The sequence below is a fragment of the Streptomyces sp. NPDC002817 genome, from assembly GCF_053592055.1.
Genome location: NZ_JBSFUY010000019.1, coordinates 65311 through 85028, shown reverse-complemented (window position 1 = coordinate 85028; position 19718 = coordinate 65311). Strand labels below are relative to the sequence as shown.

Sequence of the window (19718 nt, the reverse complement as noted above, 5' to 3'; positions counted from 1 at the left end):
AAGGGGGCCCGACGTGACGATTCTGGAGAACATCCGGGGACCACGTGACCTGAAGGCGCTGTCCGAGGCGGAACTCGGTGAACTGTCCGAAGAGATAAGGGAGTTCCTGGTCCACGCCGTGGCCAGGACCGGCGGACACCTCGGGCCCAATCTGGGGGTGGTGGAACTCTCCATCGCGCTCCACCGGGTCTTCGAGTCGCCTGTGGACCGCATTGTGTGGGACACCGGCCATCAGAGCTACGTGCACAAGATTTTGACGGGGCGTCAGGACTTCTCGAAGCTGCGCGGCAAGGGTGGTCTGTCCGGCTACCCGTCGCGTGAGGAGTCCGAGCACGACATCGTGGAGAACAGTCATGCCTCCACCGCGCTCGGCTGGGCCGACGGGCTGGCCAAGGCCCGCCAGGTCCAGGGCGACAAGGGGCATGTGGTCGCGGTCATCGGCGACGGCGCGCTCACCGGCGGCATGGCCTGGGAGGCGTTGAACAACATCGCGGCCGCCAAGGACCGGCCGCTGATCATCGTCGTCAACGACAACGAGCGTTCGTACTCGCCGACCATCGGGGGGCTCGCCAACCACCTGGCGACCCTGCGGACCACCGACGGCTACGAGAAGGTCCTGGCCTGGGGGAAGGACGTACTGCTGCGGACCCCGGTCGTGGGCAGCACGATCTACGAGTCGCTGCACGGTGCGAAGAAGGGCTTCAAGGACGCGTTCGCTCCGCAGGGCATGTTCGAGGACCTCGGACTGAAGTACGTCGGCCCGATCGACGGGCATGACATCGGGGCCGTGGAGTCGGCGCTGCGGCGCGCGAAACGCTTCCACGGGCCGGTCCTCGTCCACTGTCTGACGGAGAAGGGCCGCGGTTACGAGCCCGCCCTCGCCCACGAGGAGGACCACTTCCACACCGTCGGTGTGATGGACCCGCTCACCTGCGAGCCGCTCGCGCCCTCCAACGGGCCGTCCTGGACCTCGGTGTTCGGGGACGAGATCGCCGCGATCGGGGAGGAGCGGGAGGACGTCGTGGCGATCACGGCGGCCATGCTGCACCCGGTGGGGCTCGGCAAGTTCGCCGCGCGGTTCCCGGACCGGGTGTGGGACGTCGGCATCGCCGAGCAGCACGCGGCGGTGTCCGCGGCCGGGCTCGCGACCGGCGGGCTGCACCCCGTGGTCGCCGTGTACGCGACCTTCCTCAACCGTGCCTTCGACCAGCTCCTGATGGACGTCGCGCTGCACCGCTGCGGAGTGACGTTCGTGCTGGACCGGGCCGGTGTCACGGGTGTGGACGGGGCCTCGCACAACGGCATGTGGGACATGTCGATCCTCCAGGTCGTACCCGGCCTCAGGATCGCCGCGCCCCGCGACGCCGACCAGCTGCGCTCGCAGCTCAGGGAGGCCGTGGCAGTGGACGACGCGCCGACGCTCGTCCGCTTCCCCAAGGAGTCGGTGGGCCCACGGATCCCCGCGGTGGACCGCGTGGGCGGCATGGACGTGCTGCACCGCGGGACGCGGCCCGAGGTCCTTCTGGTGGCCGTCGGTGTGATGGCACCCGTCTGTCTCCAGGCCGCCGAGCTGCTGGAGGCCCGCGGTATCGACTGCACGGTCGTGGACCCCCGGTGGATCAAGCCCGTCGACCCGGCGCTGCCCGGCCTCGCCGCCGAGCACCGGCTGGTCGCCGTCGTCGAGGACAACAGCCGTGCCGCCGGTGTCGGTTCCGCGGTGGCCCTCGCGCTGGGCGACGCCGAAGTCGACGTACCGGTGCGGCGGTTCGGGATTCCGGAGCAGTTCCTCGCGCACGCCAAGCGCGGGGAGGTGCTCGCCGACATCGGGCTCACGCCGGTGGAGGTCGCCGGACGGATCAGCGCGAGCCTGGCGGTCAAGGAGGCCGAGGAGACGTTGGCCGCCAAGGAGGCCGAGACAACGTCGGCCGTCGGCGAGCAGACCGGCGGCCCTGTCAGGGAGAAGGCTGAATGACCACGGAGTTCGACCTCGGCAGACTCCTCGCCGAGCGCGGAGCCGAGCGCTACGAGCTGCACACCAAGTACCTGAACCACCAGCTCCCGCGCATGCTGCACACCATCGGCTTCGACAAGGTCTACGAGCGGGCCGAGGGCGCGTACTTCTGGGACGCGGACGGCAACGACTACCTGGACATGCTCGCCGGGTTCGGGGTGATGGGCCTGGGCCGTCATCACCCCGTCGTCCGCAAGGCGCTGCACGACGTCCTCGACGCCGAGCTCGCCGATCTCACCCGCTTCGACTGCCAGCCGCTGCCCGGGCTGCTGGCCGAGAAGCTCCTCGCGCACAGCCCGCACCTGGACCGGGTGTTCTTCGGCAACAGCGGTACGGAGGCGGTGGAGACCGCGCTGAAGTTCGCCCGCCGGGCCACCGGCAAGCCGCGGATCCTGTACTGCGACCACGCCTTCCACGGACTCACCACGGGCTCGCTGTCGGTCAACGGCGAGGACGGCTTCCGTGACGGCTTCGCGCCGCTGCTGCCCGACACGGCCGTACCCCTCGGCGATCTCGACGCCCTGGCAAGGGAGTTGAGGAAGGGCGATGTCGCCGCCCTGATCGTCGAGCCCATCCAGGGCAAGGGCGTCCACGAGCCCCCGCCCGGCTATCTGCGCGCCGCCCAGGAACTGCTGCACAAGCACAAGGCACTGCTCATCGCCGACGAGGTGCAGACAGGCCTCGGGCGGACCGGCGACTTCTACGCCTACCAGCACGAGGACGGCGTCGAGCCGGACCTCGTCTGTGTGGCCAAGGCGCTCTCCGGCGGCTATGTGCCGGTCGGCGCCACGCTCGGCAAGGACTGGATCTTCAAGAAGGTCTTCTCGTCGATCGACCGCGTCCTGGTCCACTCGGCGAGCTTCGGGTCCAACGCGCAGGCCATGGCGGCCGGACTCGCCGTGCTGTCCGTCATGGAGAACGAGCAGATCACCGCGAACGCCCGCGCCACCGGTGAGCTGCTCAAGAACCGGCTCGCGGCACTGGTCGACAAGTACGAGCTGCTCGCCGACGTCCGCGGCCGGGGTCTGATGGTCGGCATCGAGTTCGGCCGGCCCAAGTCCCTCGGTCTGCGCAGCCGCTGGACCATGCTGCAGGCCGCCCGCAAGGGGCTGTTCGCGCAGATGGTCGTCGTACCGCTGCTCCAGCGCCACCGGATCCTCACCCAGGTCTCCGGCGACCACCTGGAGGTCATCAAGCTGATCCCGCCGCTGACCGTCGGGGAGCGGGAGGTGGACCGGTTCGTCGACGCCTTCACGGACATCATGGACGACGCGCACGGCGGGGGCGGGCTGATGTGGGACTTCGGGAAGACGCTGGTCAAGCAGGCGGTGGCCAACCGGTAGTCGGTGCGATTTGCCTCTGAGGCAAGAAAATTGCCCTGGAGGCAAATCTCCGGCTGAATGGAGAGCATGAGCTCTCCGGAATCCGAGCCCGGCGACGTCCTGCCCGTCGTCGCGCCGCAGCTCCGCGCGCTGCGGCACCGCGCCTCCCTCACCCTGGAGGCCGCGGCCCGTGCCGCCGGGCTGTCGCCCGCCCATCTCTCCCGGCTGGAGACCGGGCAGCGCCAGCCCTCGCTGCCGATGCTGCTCGCGCTCGCCCGTATCTACGGTACGACCGTCTCGGAGCTGCTCGGCGAGACGGTCGCCGAACGGGACGCCGTCGTGCGCGCCGCCGACATGGAACCGACCGCCGCCGGCGGCTGGACCTACTGGCAGGCCGGTGCGCCCGGACGCGGCATGCAGGCGCTGCGCGTGCACGTCCCCCACGGCTCGCAGGGCGACATCGTGCGGGTCCACCCCGGCGAGGAGTGGCTGTACGTCCTCACCGGACGGCTGCGGCTGCGCCTCGGGGACACCACCCACCGGCTCGCCCCGGGCGACAGCGCGCACTTCGACTCGCTGACCCCGCACCGCATCGCGGCCCAGGACCCCGACGGGGTCGAGCTGCTCTTCGTCCACACCCTGCTGCAGAGCCCCACGGCCACGTTGTGCCTGGGCCCCACCCCTGGAGAGACGTCATGAAGGACATGGAGGAGAGGTTCCCGCGCGGCATCTGGGTGCGGCTGATCATCTACATCGCGGTGGGGCACCTCTTCGCGGCCTTCATCTACCTGCTGTTCGAGCTCGGGGCCAAGCAGTAGACCCGGCGGCCCTCAGTCGAGGAGCCGCTCGCGCAGCCGGTCCCGGAGCTGCGGGGTCAGGCCGAGGCCCTGCTCCAGGTAGGTGTCGACGCTGCCCCAGGTCTCCTCGATCGTCTCGAACGCGGCCTGGAGATACTCCGCGCGTGCGTCGAAGAGGGGGCCGAGCAGCTCCATCACCTCGGGGGAGTAGGCGGCGGTGGACTTGCTGCTGCGGTGCACCTTGTAGCGGCGGTGCTTGGCGTTCGACTCCAGGTAGTCCGCGACGATCGCGTCCCGCTCCACGCCGAGGGCGAGCAGCGTCACGGCGATGGACAGGCCCGCACGGTCCTTGCCCGCCGCGCAGTGCATCAGCGCGGGGACGCTCTCCTCGGCGAGGGAGTGCAGGACGTGGGAGTGCTCGTCGGTGCGCTCCTTCACGATCTTGCGGTACGAGGCGATCATCCGGTTCGCCGCCTTGTCGTCGCCGAGGATCTCGCGCAGCTGCTCGATCTCGCCGTCCCGGACCATCTTCCAGAACTCCGAGCCGTCCGCCGGGTCGCTCAGCGGGAGGTTCACATTGCGCACGCCCGGCAGCTCGACGTCGGGGCCCTCCAGCTTCTGGTCCGAGGCGTTGCGGAAGTCGAAGACCGTGTGCAGCCCCAGGGAGGAGAGGAACGCGGCGTCCTCGTCGGTCGCGTGCGCCAGGTGACCGCTGCGGAACAGCACTCCGTACCGCACCCGCCGTCCGTCCGCCGTCGGCAGACCGCCGACGTCCCGGAAGTTGCGGACTCCGGTCAGCTCGGGCTCGGTCGACGGGATCTGCTGCGTCACGGGGGCTCCTCCCAGCCGGTCCCGCCGCCACGGCTCGTCAGCGGGCACCTCCTCGACGATACGACATCGGTTCCTGGGGCAATCAGTTGTCCACAGGCGTTGCACCCTGGGCTCGCGGCCGTTGATGATGTTGGCACTTGAGCGCACCTGTTTGTATCTGTGAGGATTTGATGCTGGAGATCTCCGAAACCGGCCGTACCTGGCTTCTCTCCGGGCCTGCCAGCAGTTATGCCGTCCACCTCACCGGGGACGACGTCCTGTTGCACCTCCACTGGGGCTCGAGAATCGAGCTCGCCGACGCCGAGGAACTCGCCGCCCGTCCGCTGCCCGCCGAACGCGGCTTCGAGTCCCCGCTCGACGGTCGCGAGGAGTACCCCGTCGAGGGCGGCCCCCGCTTCGTGCGGCCCGCGCTGTCCGTACGGACCGACGAGCGGCGCGGCACCGAGTGGACCTTCGAGTCCCACGAGACCTCCGGCGACACGGAGGGCGACGAACTGCGGCTCCGGTTCCGCGACGGCGGGCTGGCGATCACGCTGCACTACCGGATGCGCGGCGATGTGGTGGAGCGCTGGGTGACCCTGGACAACCAGGGGCCCGGGACCGTGGAGCTCCTGCGCGCCGACTCCGCCACCTGGACCCTGCCCGACCGCGAGGACTGGCAGCTGTCCCATCTGCACGGCCGCTGGGCCGCCGAGTCCCGGCTGACCGGCGCGCCGCTCACCTACGGCGAGAAGGTCATCGGCAGCCGCCGCGGGCACACCGGGCACCAGTACCTGCCGTGGGTGGCGCTGGACACGGACGCCACCGAGGAGCGCGGCGAGGTCTACGGCTGCGCCCTCGGCTGGTCGGGCTCCTGGCGCATCGCCGTGGCCCAACTCTCCGACGCGCGCGTGCAGATCACCGGCGGGGTCGGACACGACGAGTCGGGCCTGCTGCGGCTGGCGACGGGGGAGTCCTTCACGACGCCCGTCTTCGCCGGCCTGTGGAGCGACGGCGGCTTCGGCGGGGCGAGCCGGGCCTGGCACGCGTACCAGCGGGCGTACGTCATCCCGGACGCCGACCGGGACCGGCCCGTGCTGTTCAACTCCTGGGAGGCCACCGAGTTCGACATCTCCGAGGAGCAGCAGGGCACCCTCGCCCGGCGGGCCGCGGCGATCGGCGTCGAGCTGTTCGTGGTCGACGACGGCTGGTTCGGCACCCGCACCAGCGACCGCGCCGGCCTCGGCGACTGGACGCCCAACCACGACCGCTTCCCGGGCGGCCTGAAGCCCCTCGCCGACTACGTGCACGCACTCGGCATGCAGTTCGGCATCTGGGTCGAGCCCGAGATGGTCAACCCGGACAGCGAGCTGTACCGGGCGCACCCGGACTGGGTTCAGCACCAAGCAGGACGAAAGCGGACGGAATTCCGCAATCAGCTCGTACTGAACCTCGCGCGCGAGGACGTCCAGGAGTACCTCTGGGGTCACCTCGACGCGCTTCTGACCAGCGCCCCGATCGACTATGTGAAGTGGGACTTCAACCGCAGTTTCACCGACGCGGGCTGGCCGGGCGAGCCCTACCCGCAGCGGCTCTGGATCGACCATGTGCACGCCTACTACGCCTTGTTGGACCGGCTGCGGGCCGCCCATCCGGGGGTCGCGTTCGAGTCCTGCTCGGGCGGAGGCGGCCGTATCGACCTCGGTGTCATGGGCCGCACGGACCAGGTGTGGACCTCCGACAACACCGACCCGCTCGACCGGCTCGCCATCCAGCACGGCTTCGGTCAGATCCACCCCGCGCGCGTGATGGCCGCCTGGGTGACCGACAGTCCGAACGCCATGCTCAACGGCCGGGTCAGCTCGCTGCGCTTCCGGTTCGTCAGCGCGATGGCCGGAGTGCTCGGTGTCGGCGGCGACCTCACGCAGTGGAGCGAGGAGGAGCTCGCCGAGGCCCGTGAGTGGGTGGAGCTCTACAAGGAGATCCGGCCCGTGGTGCAGCGCGGTGACCTCCACCGGCTGCGACCGCCGCGGGGCGGGCTCAGTGCCGTCCAGTACGTTCTCGGGGACGAGACCGTCGTGCTCGCCTGGCTCCAGGCGCAGAGCTACGGCGAGCCGGTGCCGGCGCTGCGGCTGCGCGGGCTCGACCCGACAGCGTCGTACGAATGCCTCGAAACGGGCGAAGTTCGCAGGGGTGCCGTATTGCTGCATCACGGACTTCGCGTCGGATTGCGCGGCGACCTGGATGCGGCAGTTCTCCGGCTGCGTCGCATCTGAGCCGTCTGTCCGAATTGGCGCCTTCCTTATCCTTCATTCCAACTCGCTCTGGAATAAGGGAAGCTGTGAATGTGCCACGTGAGGAGCGTCATACCCGTGACCGTGCGTCGCCCGTCATGTTCACGTAATTCCCGTTCTTTTCCAGGGGTTTTGCATGGCGGGAGGCGTGCGTAATGCACGCAGGGTGACCGGTAATTCTCACAGCGGATCAAGAGGAACGCATTCACGTGGAACCTCTCACTTGTCCCTTTGCGTCTTGCTCGCTTACGTTCGCCATCAATCCGGACGGACGCCCAATCCTGCCGCCGCCCGGGGACCGCACAACTCACCCGTGAACGGCAGGAGCGGGGGACCCACAGGTACAACCGCCTGTTCCGGTCTCCGGAACGGCTAGGGGTTAAGTCGCACTTCGGTGCGGCCGGGCATCTCCAGCCCGAACCCGACAGCTCACCTCGCAGGCGCCGGAGAGGAATTCGCCATGCCCGCGAAGGGTAAGCACCGCCGTCCGAAGGCCCAGCGCCTCACTCGCTCGATCGCCGTCGCCGGCACCGGTGGGGCCGCACTCGCCCTCCCGCTGATGGGTGCCGCAGGCGCCCACGCGGCCACCCCGCAGTCCGTTTCGGAAAAGGCCGTCCAGTCCCTTCCGGTCGCCGAGAAGACGGCCGCCGAGAAGAAGACCGCGGAGAAGAAGAGCGCCGCGAACACCGCGACCGTGCGCACCTATTCGGTGCGGTCCGGTGACTACCTCTCGAAGATCGCCGACGAGCAGAACGTCAGCGGTGGCTGGCAGAAGCTCTACTCGGACAACCGCGAGGCCGTCGGTTCCGACCCGGCGCTGATCCACCCCGGTCTGAAGCTCACCATCGGCAAGAAGGCCGCGGCGAGCACGGAGAAGTCCGCGGGGACGCAGAAGTCGGCGGAGACGCAGAAGTCCTCTTCCTCCGAGTCCTCCTCGTCGAACTCGACGACCGCGACGCAGAGCAGCGAGACGGCCGGCACCAGCAGCTCCAGCGGCTTCACCCTCCCCGTGGCCGGCGCCACCGTCGGTACCCCGTACCGGATGTCCGGCAGCATGTGGTCCAGCGGCTATCACACGGGCGTCGACTTCGTCGTCCCGACCGGTACCTCGCTCAAGGCCGTGGGTGCGGGCACGGTCGTCTCCGCCGGGTGGGGCGGCGCGTACGGCAACCAGGTCGTCATCAAGCTCGCCGACGGCTACTACGCCCAGTACGCCCACCTCTCCTCGCTCTCGGTCTCGTCCGGCCAGACCGTCACCGAGGGCCAGCAGGTCGGTCTCTCCGGCGCGACCGGCAACGTGACCGGCCCGCACCTCCACTTCGAGATCCGCACCACCCCGGACTACGGCTCGGACGTGGACCCGCTCGCCTACCTCCGTGCGAAGGGCGTCTCCGTCAGCTGACGCCCTCCCCTTGTGCCACCGAAGGCCGGATCCCGATCCCCGGGTCCGGCCTTCGGTGTTCGCTCTTGCGGTTTCATGATCACTTTATTGCGTTCTTGTGGCACGGCTGTCCAAAGCGTCGACAGCGAGGGGAAGGTGGGGACACAGTGATCTCCGTAGCGATGCAAGCGCTTTCTATCCGCATCATCCGGAGGTCCCCGTGCCCGGCGTCGACCGACGCACCGTCATCAAGGGCGCCGCAGCCGCGGCCGACGCGGACGACGCCGAACTCCACTGGCCGGAGGGCGCGACGCCCGACGCCCACGCCGGTACCACCTGGGGCGTGCCGTGGGCCCGCGGGGCGTACCGGCCGCAGCAGAGGTTCGGGCTGACGACCGCCGCCGCCGGCGACGACGTCCCCGTCCGGAGCCGGGTCACCGGCCACTGGCCCGACGGCTCGGTGAAGTGGACCGCGCACGCGATCGCGCCGGGCGCCCCGAAGGCCTCCGCGTACCGGCTCGCGGCGGGCAGCCCGGCGGCCCCGAGCGGAAGGTGCGCGTGGAACGCGTTCTGCACCGGCGGTGACAGCTACTTCCCGTCCAACGGCCGGAACCCGGTCACCGTCAAGACACCGGCCGTCCTGCGCGCCACCGAGGAGATCCCGTCATGAGACGTAGCTGCTTGATCGCGGCGGTGGCCGCGGGGCTGGTCATGGGAGCGGTGCAGCCGGTGGCGGCCGCCGGCGATGTCGTACGCCCCGACGACCGGCGCCTGGTCTACGAGGGTCACTGGGGTCGCACCGCCGAGGCGGCGACCACCGTCAACTCCGGTGCGCGGCTGCGCTTCCGCTTCACCGGTGACAGCGTCCACGCCCTCTTCGACGTCTCGTCGGCCACCGTGCCCGCGCAGATCTACGTATCGGTCGACAGCGGCCCGAAGCAGTTGTACGCCGTCGACCGGAACGACCTGGAGATCCGAGCGGCCGGACGGGGGCCGCACACCGTCGAGCTGTCCGTGAAGGACGTCTTCTCGCGGGCCGAGCGGTGGACACCGCCGCTGGAGACCGGTGTCGTGCTCACCGGTGTACGGGGCCGGCTGCTGGGCCAAAAGGGCCACCACGCAACGCAGTTGGCGTTCTACGGCGACTCCGTCACCCAGGGCGTCATGGCCCTGTGCGACGTGAACACCTCCGACTGCGCCGACGGTACGGCCGCCTATCCCACGCTGGTCGCCGACGCCCTGCACGCCTCGCTGACCCAGGTCGGCTTCGGGCGCCAGGGCGTGATCCAGACCGGTAACGGGGGAGTGCCGACGGCATCGGACGCCTACGGCTGGAACTACGCCGGGTCCAGGGCGGATTCGGACCGCAAGGCCGACGTGATCGTGGTGAACCAGGGTACCAACGACACCGCGTGGGGCCCGGACGAGTTCCGCGCCGCCTATCGCGCCTACCTCGACACGCTGCGGGCCGCGGCACCGCGTGCGCGCATCCTCGCGCTGCGGCCGTTCAACGGCGCGCACGCCGAGGACATCGCCGCCGTCGTCGCCGAACTCACCGACACCCGGATCGAGTTCGTCGACACGACCGACTGGCTCGCCCTGACGGACGGGGACTTCAACGGGACCGTCCACCCGAGCTCCCAGGGCCATCGCAAGGTGGCCGACCGACTGATCGCCCTTCTCGCAAAGGAGCGCTAGTGCACCGCCCCCACCGCCGAAGAACCGTCGCCGTCGCCTCGGCGGCCCTGCTGGCCGGGTTGTTCTCCGCACCCGCCGGACACGCCGAGGACGCCCCGCACCGGGTCGTCGAGAACCTCGACCGCGGACTGGTCGCCGTACCCTCCGGAGCGGGCACGTTCCTCAGTTGGCGGCTGCTCGGCACCGAGTACGCGCGCCACGGCAACGCCATCGCCTTCAACGTGTACAAGAACGGACGGCGGCTGAACCGCACGCCGGTCGCGCAGGGTTACGCCGAGATCCCGCTCGCGACCGCCGACGGCTACACCGTGCAGCACGCCTGGCCCGGCGACCTCGACGGCGACGGGCGGTACGAGATCGTCGTCAGCCGGCTCTCCGGCACCCGCGACAAGCCCGACCTGCTGGAGGCGTACACGCTGACCGGCGAGCGGCTGTGGCGCGTCGACCAAGGGCCCGGCTCGTACACACAGGTCGGCGGGAACGGCGCCAACGACCCGGCGCCCGCGGCGATCAGCGGCTCCACGGCGATCGGCGGCTACCGCAACGACGACAACGTCACGGTGTTCGACCTGGACGGTGACGGCAAGGCCGAGGTGCTGGTGCACACGGCCGACGGCACCACCTTCGCGGACGGCTCCAAGGTCGCCGCTGCCTCGCCCGCCGACCAGTTCGTCTCCGTCATCGACGGCCTGACCGGCACCGAGCGCACCCGCCGGCCCGTCCCCACCGACCTCGTCGCCGACGGACCCTCCGGCGGCCACTTCGGCATCGCCTACCTCGACGGCGAACACCCCAGCCTGGTCACGAAGTTGGTCACCAGGGTCGGTGCCAAGCGCGGCGCCTTCCGGATCCTCTTCCAGACGTGGGACTTCGACGGCACCGACCTGACGCAGCGTTGGAAGTACGTTGTCCCGTCCGCCGGTGGCGCGACCAGCTTCCACCAGATCCGCACCGTCGACGTCGACCTCGACGGCAAGGACGAGATCGCCGACGGCAACTACGTCGTCAACAGCGACGGCACGCTCCGCTACGTCGTCGACGGCGCCGGGCACGGCGACCGCTTCCACATCGCCGACCTCGATCCCGACCGCCCCGGTCTGGAGGGCTTCGCCATCCAGCAGGCCGAATTGGGAGTGATCCCGAACTTCCCCTGGTACTACTACGACGCCGACACCGGTGAGCGACTGGTCACCGGAGAGCACCCGGCGGACTGGGTCGACGACACGGACATCGACGTCGGCCGCGGCAGCACCGGCGACATCGACCCGGACCACCCGGGCTACGAGTACTGGACATCCACCGCCGACGTCACCGCCCCCGGCGCCGGCGTCCGCAACGTCCAGGACGGGAAGGTCTCCACGACCACGCCCAGCGTCAACTTCCGCATCTGGTGGGACGGCGACAAGGCCTCGGAGAACCTCGACCTCACGTACGTGGAGAAGTGGGACCCGGCGACCGAGACCACCTCGAAGATCTTCGAGCCGTCCGGCGTCGTCTCCGGCGCCCGCAACGCCACCCCGTTCTACGGCGACATCCTGGGCGACTGGCGCGAGGAGATCCTCGCCGAGACCGCCGACCACACCGCGCTGCGGCTCTACACCACCACCGAGCCGACGAGGACACGTATCTACACGCTCGCGCAGAACGCCGAGTACCGCCTCGGCTGGACCGTGCGCGGCTATCTGCAGTCGACGTACACCGACTACTACCTCGGCACCGAGACCCGTCGTGTGCCGAAGCCCTCGATCACCCTCCCGGAAGGAGCCGTCCGAAGTGACGACCACGCGTAGAGCCTTCGGAACCCTGGCGGCGGGCGCCGCCCTGGCCGCCCTCGCCCCGGCCACGACCGCCAGTGCTCACTCCTCGCACCGGCGCGGTCGCCTCATCGCCCACGACGACTTCCGCCACGGCCTCGGCCGGTGGGCCGTGGAGCTGGAGAAGGGCGGTACCGTCACCGCCTCCCGGGGCACCCTGGAGGTCGACGTACCGGCCGGCGCGACGATCTGGTTCAAGAAGCGGCTCGAGGGCCCCTACGTCATCGAGTACACGGCCACGCCCGTGTCCGAGGGCGGCGTCAACGACCGGGTCTCCGACCTCAACAACTTCTGGAACGCGGTCGACGCCCGTTCCCCCGAGGACCTCTTCGCCACCCAGCGGGGCGGGGCGCTGGCCGAGTACGACTACCTCCGGACGTACTACGTCGGCTACGGCGCCAACACCAACACCACGACCCGGCTGCGGCGCTACGTCGGTGAGGCCGGCGTCCGTCCGCTGATCTACGACTACACGGAGCCGCTGCTCGTGGCGAACGAGCCCCACCGGGTCCGGATCGTCTCCGACGGCTCCACCCAGCGGTGGTGGAACAACGGGCGGCTCGTCTTCGACCACACCGACCCCGAGCCCTACACGAGTGGGCACTTCGCCTTCCGGACGACGTGGAGCCACTTCCGTCTGAACGACTTCCGAGTGTGGCGGCTGAGCCCTCAACATCGCTGATCGGAGAGGTATTCCGGGCTTGGCCAACACTTTAGGAGTGGCTTATCTCACCGCCCGTCAACCCCTCCTTACGGTCGCGTAGGTCACATTCGAAGGTGAATCATGCCGGGTGTGGCAGACGATTCGAAGAGTGACAGCAGAAGAGTGATCGGGTCGTACGTTGCGGTGGGGGACAGCTTCACCGAGGGCGTCGGCGACCCCGGCCCCGACGGGGCGTTCGTCGGCTGGGCCGACCGGTTCGCGGTACTTCTCGCGGACCGGCGGCCCGAGGGCGCCTTCACGTACGCCAACCTCGCCGTCCGCGGCAAGCTGCTCGACCAGATCGTGGAGGACCAGCTGCCCAAGGCCGTGGACATCGGCCCGGATCTGGTCTCCTTCTGCGCCGGCGGCAACGACATCCTCCGACCAGGAACCGACCCCGACGAGGTCGCCGAGCGCTTCGAGCGGGCGATCGCCCGGCTCACCGAGACGTGCGGCACCGTGATCGTGACGACCGGCTTCGACACCCGTGGCGTGCCCGTGCTCAAGCACCTGCGCGGCAAGATCGCCACGTACAACGGACATGTGCGGGCGGTCGCCGACCGCCACGGCTGTCCCGTCCTCGACCTGTGGTCCCTGAAGACCATCCAGGACCGCAGGGCCTGGGACGGCGACCGGCTCCATCTCTCCGCCGACGGGCACACGCGCGTGGCGCTGCGCGCCGGTCAGGTGCTCGGCCTGGAGGTCCCGGCCGACCCCGACCAGCCGTGGCCTCCGCTGCCGCCGCGCGGCACGCTCGACGTGCGGCGCGACGACGTGCACTGGGCGCGCGAGTACCTGGTGCCATGGATCGGGCGGCGGTTGCGCGGCGAGTCCTCGGGCGACCATGTGACGGCCAAGGGCGCGCTGTCGCCGGACGACATCAAGATGCGGATCGCCTCGGTGGCGTGACGGCCGTAGGGGCCGTGTCGTGGAGGCTCGACCAGTGAGGTGACCGCGCGGGAGTGGTGCGCGGTCCGGTCCTGGGGCCGGTGTTGGGATGACGGCGCACCGTCACCCGACTCCCGGAAGGACCGGACGCGCATGCCCGTTCCCCGTACGACCGTCACGGCGATCGCCGTCACCCTCCTGGCCCTCGGCCTGCCCGCCGTCGCCGCACCCGGGGCCGCCGCCGCGGGCGGTGCCGTTCCCGCTGCGCACGTCACGTCGGCGCCCGCCACCGTCACCGTGACCGGCGAGGGCAGCGCCGTCGGAAAGCCCGACATCGCCGTGGTCGGCGCCGGGGTGGAGGCCACCGCCAAGACCACCCGGGCCGCGCTGAACGCGCAGAACGAGGCCGCCGCCGCACTGCTGAAGGCGGTGCGTGCCCAGGGGATCGCCGACCGGGACATCCGTACCGAGAACGTCTCCCTCAGCCCCGTCCACGACTACAAGGACGGGGCGTCGACGCTGACGGGCTACCGGGCCGCGCAGTCCTTCTCGATCAAGGTGCGCAAGGTGGCGGCCACCGGCGCCCTGATCACTGCCGTCACCGAGGCCACGGGCGACGCCGGCCGCGTCGACTCCGTCGTCTTCGACCTCGACGACCGCCGCCCGCTCCAGGCCCGCGCCCGCAAGGCCGCGTACCGGGACGCCCACGCCAAGGCCGCGCAGTACGCCGAGCTCGGCGGCCACCGCCTCGGCCGCCTCGTCTCGCTCAGCGAGGGCGGCACCGGGTACGTCCTCCCGATGCCACCGGTCTCCGGGGACGCGCCGGGCGCGGGCATCGGCGCGGTACCGCTCGCACCGGGGGAGATCAGGGCGACGGCCTCGGTCACGGCGGTGTACGAACTGGACTGAGGAACGCCCGCGTGCGGACCGGCCCGGGACGGCTACGCCCGGATCCACCGCCGCAGCGCCTCGACCGTGGACTCCGGCGACGAGTTGAAGCACAACCGGATCCCGGGCGCCTCCTCGGTGAGCACGTTGACCAGCCGTTCGAACAGTACGGTGTTCTCCGGCATCAGCCGTACGCCGCCTCCGATCATGGCCAAGCCGTACGCATCCGCTCGCAACTGCTCCCGGACGGCCGCCTCGGAGCGGTCCGGATCGGTGTCGATCAGACAGGGGACCACATCGAACCCCGCCTCGCGCAGCGCCGTGTGCGCCGCCTCGATCCGGGCGGTGAAGGCCACCTCGTCGACACCTTCGGGCATCCGGCTGTAGTCGAGCACCCGCGGGTGCAGTCCGACGGACAGCACCTTCGTCGTGCCGGGCAGGGGAGGTGAGGCAGTCGGTAAGACCACGGGCGGGGCCCTCTCTGTGGACGAGGTCGGATCCGGCTCTGCGGAGCGCCGCTCCATGGGCAGGGCCGGTGCGGCCCCTCAGCGCTCCTGTGCGCTCAACGTCCCGGCTCCCAGGCCGAGTTCCCGAGCCAGGGCCTCGTCCACCCATTCCTGCGCGCGGGACCGGGGCACGGCTCCCGGGTAGGACGTCAGCTGCACGGCGAGACCGTCGAGCAGGGCGGTGAGGCGCAGGGCCGTGCCGTCCGGGTCGGGGCAGTGGAACTCGCCCGCGGTCATGCCCTCCCTGACGACCTCGGCGATCGCCGCCTTCCACCGTCTGTCGAGATCCCGGGTGACCTCCTGCAGAGCGGGCTCGCGCAGCGCCGCCGCCCAGCCCTCGATCCACAGCCGCCAGCCCTTGGCCTGGCCGGTCGGGGCGTACCAGCGCACGGCCGAACGCAGCCGGCGCAGCGCGGTCGTGCGGCGGCCCAGCAGCTTGCGCAACTGTGCGAGGTCGTCCTCCGCGGCGTGCCGGAACGCGGCGGCGACCAGCTTCTCCTTCGTCGAGAAGTGGTACAGCACCAGCGCGTTGCTGACCCCGAGCGCCGAGGCCACGTCGGCGATCCTGACCGCCGCCACGCCCCGCGCCTCGATCTGCTCGACGGCGGCCCGCAGCAACTCCTCGCGCCGCTCGGCCACGCTCAACCGCACTCTCGCCACGCGGCCACCCTATCGAGGCAGATCCTCGGACCGCCGTGGGGCCGTGGCCATCGGAACGGCCGGAACAGCGTGGCTGCCACCGACGCCGGCCGGGGCGCCGCCGTGGCCGGCGCCACCGCACGCCGATGGTCCGAAAGGGCCGTCACGGCCGCACGCCGATGGGCCCGAAGACGCCGACCCCGGCCATCGGCCGATGCGCCGAAGACGCCGTCACCGGCCCGACCGAACCGCCGAGGGCAGCTGCCCTGGCGTCGGCCGAACCGCGACGGGCCCCTCTCGGCGGCAGGGCCGGGCTACCGGAGGCTTCTTGGGACTCACCCCGCCGAACCGCCGCACCGCCGGAGGCAACCGTCACCGGTACCACCCGAACCGTTCCGCGATCACCGGCAGCCGGTCCGCGACGATCGCGTGTGCGGCGGCGCGCGGTGACGTCCCGTCGGCCTCCGCGCGGGCCAGCATCAGCTCGACGAGAGCCCGCATGGCGCGGCGGGTGTGCGCGAACGCCTCCTCCGCGTCGGCGCCGATGTCGCCGAACAGGGTCCACCACCACCAGGCGTTCGTCCCGGAGTTCACGACCACGTCGGGCAGCACGGTGACGCCCCGCGCGGCCAGCAGCGCCTCCGCCGCGGGCAGGACGGGCATGTTCGCGGCCTCGACGATCCAGCGGGCGGTGATCCGCCCCTGGTTCGAGGCGTCGATCGCGTACGACACCGCCGCGGGCACCAGCACCTCCGCTTCGGCGGACAGCCAGGCGTCGCCCGGCAGTTCACGGTCGCCGGGGCGCAGTACGGCACGGTCCACGGTGCCGTAGGTGTCCCGCGCGGCGAGCAGCGCCTCGACGTCGAGGCCGGCGGGGTTGGCGATCGTGCCCTTGATGTCGGCGACGGCCACGACGTCGAGTCCCGCGCGCGCGAGGAACCGGGCCGTGGCTCCGCCCATCGTGCCGAGCCCCTGCACCGCGACCCGCGTCCCCACGTACGGCACCCCGGCCCGGTCCAGGGCCGCGAGCACCGACTCGGCGACCCCGCAGCCGCCCGCCAGTTCGTCGAGCCCGATGCCGTCCACCTCGACCGCGAACGCCTGGGCGAGCCGCCGCCGGGCCGCCGTCTCGTCGTCGAGCAGCGGGTACACGGCCTGGATCGAGGAGACGAGCCCCGCCTCGCTCGCCGCCCGGTCCACGAGGTCCTGGGTGAGGCCCAGGTCTTCGCCGGTGGTCCAGAGACTCTCGACGTACGGGCGCATCGCGCGCAGGAAACGCACGAGGATCCCGTACGAGTCCGGCTCCCGGGGATCGCAGTCGATGCCGCCCTTCGCGCCGCCCAGGGGGATGTAGCGGCCCTCGGGGTCGTAGTGCAGCGCTTCCTTCATCGTCATGCCGCGGGCCAGTCCGGTGACCTCGTCCAGGGTGCAGCCCTCGCGCATGCGCAGCCCGCCGCTGGACACGCCGCGCACCAGCCGGTCGACGACCAGGAAGCCCTGGCGGCCGGTGACGTGGTCGGTCCAGGTGAGCGACAGCAGGGGGGTGGTCATGAGGGCTTCTCCTGGTCGATTACTGAATGGTGAGTCAGTATCGGGAGACGGTCGGGGCGCTGTCAACGCGAGGGGAAACCGGTTGACGGGTCCGGAGTGCGGGCTGTTAGGTTCCCTTTGGGAACGTACTGGTCGGTCGGATGGGGGCGGGGACGTGGCGAACGTCGTCGAGTTGTCGTACTACCCGGTCAAGGGATGCGCCGGGATCTCGGCGAGCGAGGCGATGGTGACGCCGGCCGGGCTCGCCCACGACCGCGCCTTCATGGTCGTGAGCGACGAAGGGGTGTTCCGGACACAGCGGCGCGACCCGCGGCTCGCGCTGATCCTGCCCGGCATCGACGCCGCGGGCGAGCGGCTCACGCTGCGCGCGCCGGACCATGGCGAGGTGGCCGTCGACGTCGACACCACCGGAGCGCGCCGGCCCGTCGAGCTGTTCGGGAAGCCGTTCCGTGGCATCGACCAGGGCGACTCCGTGGCGCGGTGGCTCACCGACGTGCTCGGCGTCCCGAGCAGGCTCGTCCGGGTACCGCCGGAGCACGACCGGGTGACCGACGGCAGAACGCCGGGCACCGCGGGCTGGGCGGACAGCGGCGCGCTGCACGTGCTGTCGCGCTCCAGCCTCGACCTGCTCAACGAGAAGATCGCCGAGCGTGGCGGGGAACCCCTGTCGATGAACCGCTTCCGCCCCAACATCGTGATCGGCGGCTGGGACACCCCGCACACCGAGGACCGCGCCCACCGCATGCTGATCGGCGACACCGAGCTCGCCTACGCGAAGCTCGCCGTCCGCTGTGCCGTCACCCTGGTCGACCAGGAGCGCGGCGCCAAGGGCGGCCCGGAACCCGTCCGCACCCTGGCCGGCTACCGCCGCGGAGCCGTCGGCACCGTGTTCGGCGTGAAGTTCTCCGTGCTGCGGCAGGGCAAGATGGCGGTCGGCGACGAGGTGGACGTCACGGCGTGGGGCGCTTCCGAGGTGGCGTTCACGCGGCCGTGACCAGGGCGATCCTGGTTTGTCGGAGAGGCCGACCATAATGGAGTGCCTCACCGACTCCACCTGGAGGTACCGTGTCCGGTTTCCGTTCCCTGAGCTCCGGGCTCCGCGCGCTGCAGCCCGCGGCCTTCGGCGTGGACCCGAGCGGTGAGCGCCTCGCGCGCATCCGTAGATCCCCGCACTTCAAGGACGGGGTCTTCCAGAACCCGGGCGGCTTCGCCCGCACCCGGCCCTCCGGCTCGACGGTGGAGTTCGCGAAGACCTTCTTCGACAAGGACGAGCGGCCCCGCCGCGCCCCCGGCGGCCGGATCCCCGTGCACCCCACCACCCTCGCCGACATCGCCCGGCCGCCGGCCACCGGACTGCGGCTGACCTGGATGGGGCACTCCAGCGTGCTCGCGGAGATCGACGGGCAGCGGGTGCTCTTCGACCCGGTGTGGGGCGAGCGCTGCTCCCCGTTCCCCTTCGCAGGGCCCAAGCGCCTCCACCCGGTGCCCCTGCCGCTGGCCGCGCTCGGCCCGGTCGACGTGGTCGTCATCTCGCACGACCACTACGACCACCTGGACATGCCCTCCATCAAGGCACTGGCCGGCACCGACACCCTCTTCGCGGTGCCGCTCGGCGTCGGCGCCCACCTGGAGCACTGGGGAGTCTCCGCCGACCGGCTGCGCGAGCTGGACTGGCACGAGGCGACCAAGGTCGGCGGCCTCACCCTGACCGCGACCCCGGCCCGCCATTTCTGCGGCCGCGGTCTGCGCAACACCCAGCACACCCTCTGGGCCTCCTGGGTCGTCGCCGGCGAGGAGCACCGGGTCTTCCACAGCGGCGACACCGGCTACTTCGAGGGCTTCAAGGACATCGGCGCCGAGCACGGCCCGTTCGACGCCACGATGATCCAGATCGGCGCGTACAGCGACTTCTGGCCCGACATCCACATGACACCCGAGGAGGGCATGCGCGCCCACCTCGACCTCCAGGGCGGACCGTCGGCCGGACCGATGCTGCCGATCCACTGGGCGACCTTCAACCTGGCCACGCACGCGTGGGCGGACCCGGGGGAGGGCACGCTCGCGGCCGCCCGCAGGCAAGGGGCCCGGGTCGCCGTGCCCCGGCCGGGCGAGCCCTTCGAGCCCACCGCCGAGACCGTGCCGGGCGATCCGTGGTGGCGAGGTGTCGCGTCGGCGCCGGAGGGTGGGTGGCCCGCGGACGGCGTGGGCACCGAGGCGGGCCCGGCGACCGACACGGCCCGTGACATTCCCGGTGCCGCGACCGAGGGCACCGGAGAGCCCGAAACCGTGCCCGCGGGCTGATCCCGGGCCGAACAGCGGCTGACGGCGAGGGCCGGAGAGCGACACGCTCTCCGGCCCTCGCCGTTTGCTCCTGACCGCTTCTGACCAGGTTCGATCGAAGTCCGCTCGATCCGGA

18 protein-coding genes and 1 riboswitch are annotated in these 19718 nt (G+C 71.0%); of the genes, 14 read left to right on the top strand and 4 right to left on the bottom strand.

Annotation, left to right across the window (positions count from 1 at the left end; genetic code table 11):
* The first annotated feature begins 13 nt into the window (after positions 1-13).
* The 4 genes from dxs to ACWD3I_RS30255 are packed head-to-tail and all read left to right on the top strand — an operon-like array spanning position 14 to position 4151.
* Complete coding sequence (gene dxs / locus ACWD3I_RS30270) at positions 14-1972, top strand: 1-deoxy-D-xylulose-5-phosphate synthase (protein ID WP_365411437.1); 1959 nt, start codon at positions 14-16, stop codon at positions 1970-1972.
* A complete protein-coding gene (locus tag ACWD3I_RS30265; RefSeq protein WP_365411434.1) occupies positions 1969-3354 on the top strand; it encodes an aspartate aminotransferase family protein in 1386 nt (461 codons plus the stop codon). Before dxs ends, ACWD3I_RS30265 begins: the two co-directional genes overlap by 4 nt.
* A 57-nt stretch (positions 3355-3411) precedes the next feature.
* Positions 3412-4032, top strand: coding sequence for a helix-turn-helix domain-containing protein (locus tag ACWD3I_RS30260; protein WP_451084220.1), 621 nt, complete (start codon positions 3412-3414; stop codon positions 4030-4032).
* Positions 4029-4151 (top strand): DUF6126 family protein, encoded by a 123-nt coding sequence (locus ACWD3I_RS30255; RefSeq protein ID WP_046256361.1) that lies wholly within the window; start codon positions 4029-4031, stop codon positions 4149-4151. The genes ACWD3I_RS30260 and ACWD3I_RS30255 overlap by 4 nt, the downstream gene beginning before the upstream one ends.
* A 12-nt stretch (positions 4152-4163) precedes the next feature.
* Here ACWD3I_RS30255 and ACWD3I_RS30250 read toward each other — a convergent pair whose 3' ends face one another.
* A complete protein-coding gene (locus ACWD3I_RS30250; RefSeq protein WP_365411428.1) occupies positions 4164-4961 on the bottom strand; it encodes a tyrosine-protein phosphatase in 798 nt (265 codons plus the stop codon).
* Between the two features lie 170 nt (positions 4962-5131).
* On the opposite strand from ACWD3I_RS30250, the gene ACWD3I_RS30245 reads away from it, so the two are divergent.
* The 8 genes from ACWD3I_RS30245 to ACWD3I_RS30210 all read left to right on the top strand — a co-directional run bounded on the left by ACWD3I_RS30245 (position 5132) and on the right by ACWD3I_RS30210 (position 14627).
* On the top strand, positions 5132-7216 hold the full coding sequence (locus ACWD3I_RS30245; protein WP_365411425.1) for an alpha-galactosidase: 2085 nt from the start codon (positions 5132-5134) through the stop codon (positions 7214-7216).
* 316 nt (positions 7217-7532) lie between these two features.
* Positions 7533-7692: riboswitch (cyclic di-AMP (ydaO/yuaA leader) on the top strand.
* Between the two features lie 2 nt (positions 7693-7694).
* Complete coding sequence (locus ACWD3I_RS30240) at positions 7695-8636, top strand: M23 family metallopeptidase (RefSeq protein WP_365411422.1); 942 nt, start codon at positions 7695-7697, stop codon at positions 8634-8636.
* A gap of 199 nt (positions 8637-8835) precedes the next feature.
* A complete protein-coding gene (locus ACWD3I_RS30235; protein ID WP_365411419.1) occupies positions 8836-9285 on the top strand; it encodes an RIFT barrel domain-containing protein in 450 nt (149 codons plus the stop codon).
* Complete coding sequence (locus ACWD3I_RS30230) at positions 9282-10313, top strand: GDSL-type esterase/lipase family protein (RefSeq protein WP_365411416.1); 1032 nt, start codon at positions 9282-9284, stop codon at positions 10311-10313. The genes ACWD3I_RS30235 and ACWD3I_RS30230 overlap by 4 nt, the downstream gene beginning before the upstream one ends.
* The gene (locus tag ACWD3I_RS30225) at positions 10313-12103 is read left to right on the top strand and encodes a rhamnogalacturonan lyase family protein (protein ID WP_365411414.1); all 1791 of its coding nucleotides are present in this window, start codon (positions 10313-10315) and stop codon (positions 12101-12103) included. Before ACWD3I_RS30230 ends, ACWD3I_RS30225 begins: the two co-directional genes overlap by 1 nt.
* On the top strand, positions 12087-12809 hold the full coding sequence (locus ACWD3I_RS30220) for a DUF6250 domain-containing protein (protein ID WP_365411411.1): 723 nt from the start codon (positions 12087-12089) through the stop codon (positions 12807-12809). Before ACWD3I_RS30225 ends, ACWD3I_RS30220 begins: the two co-directional genes overlap by 17 nt.
* A 144-nt stretch (positions 12810-12953) precedes the next feature.
* Complete coding sequence (locus tag ACWD3I_RS30215; protein ID WP_365411443.1) at positions 12954-13739, top strand: SGNH/GDSL hydrolase family protein; 786 nt, start codon at positions 12954-12956, stop codon at positions 13737-13739.
* Between the two features lie 132 nt (positions 13740-13871).
* Entirely contained in the window at positions 13872-14627 is a 756-nt protein-coding gene (locus ACWD3I_RS30210; RefSeq protein ID WP_365411408.1) for an SIMPL domain-containing protein, read from the top strand.
* A gap of 32 nt (positions 14628-14659) precedes the next feature.
* Here ACWD3I_RS30210 and ACWD3I_RS30205 read toward each other — a convergent pair whose 3' ends face one another.
* The 3 genes from ACWD3I_RS30205 to ACWD3I_RS30195 all read right to left on the bottom strand — a co-directional run bounded on the left by ACWD3I_RS30205 (position 14660) and on the right by ACWD3I_RS30195 (position 17302).
* The gene (locus ACWD3I_RS30205; RefSeq protein WP_365411405.1) at positions 14660-15073 is read right to left on the bottom strand and encodes a hypothetical protein; all 414 of its coding nucleotides are present in this window, start codon (positions 15071-15073) and stop codon (positions 14660-14662) included.
* Between the two features lie 78 nt (positions 15074-15151).
* Positions 15152-15772: a TetR/AcrR family transcriptional regulator gene (locus tag ACWD3I_RS30200; protein WP_365411402.1), complete on the bottom strand. Its 621-nt coding sequence runs from the start codon at positions 15770-15772 to the stop codon at positions 15152-15154.
* 351 nt (positions 15773-16123) lie between these two features.
* A complete protein-coding gene (locus ACWD3I_RS30195; protein ID WP_365411399.1) occupies positions 16124-17302 on the bottom strand; it encodes a Glu/Leu/Phe/Val dehydrogenase dimerization domain-containing protein in 1179 nt (392 codons plus the stop codon).
* A 154-nt stretch (positions 17303-17456) separates the two neighbouring features.
* Here ACWD3I_RS30195 and ACWD3I_RS30190 point away from each other — a divergent pair, with 154 nt between their 5' ends.
* A complete protein-coding gene (locus tag ACWD3I_RS30190; RefSeq protein WP_365411396.1) occupies positions 17457-18296 on the top strand; it encodes an MOSC domain-containing protein in 840 nt (279 codons plus the stop codon).
* Positions 18297-18367: 71 nt separating this feature from the next.
* Positions 18368-19603 (top strand): MBL fold metallo-hydrolase, encoded by a 1236-nt coding sequence (locus ACWD3I_RS30185; RefSeq protein WP_365411393.1) that lies wholly within the window; start codon positions 18368-18370, stop codon positions 19601-19603.
* The last annotated feature ends 115 nt before the right edge of the window (positions 19604-19718 follow it).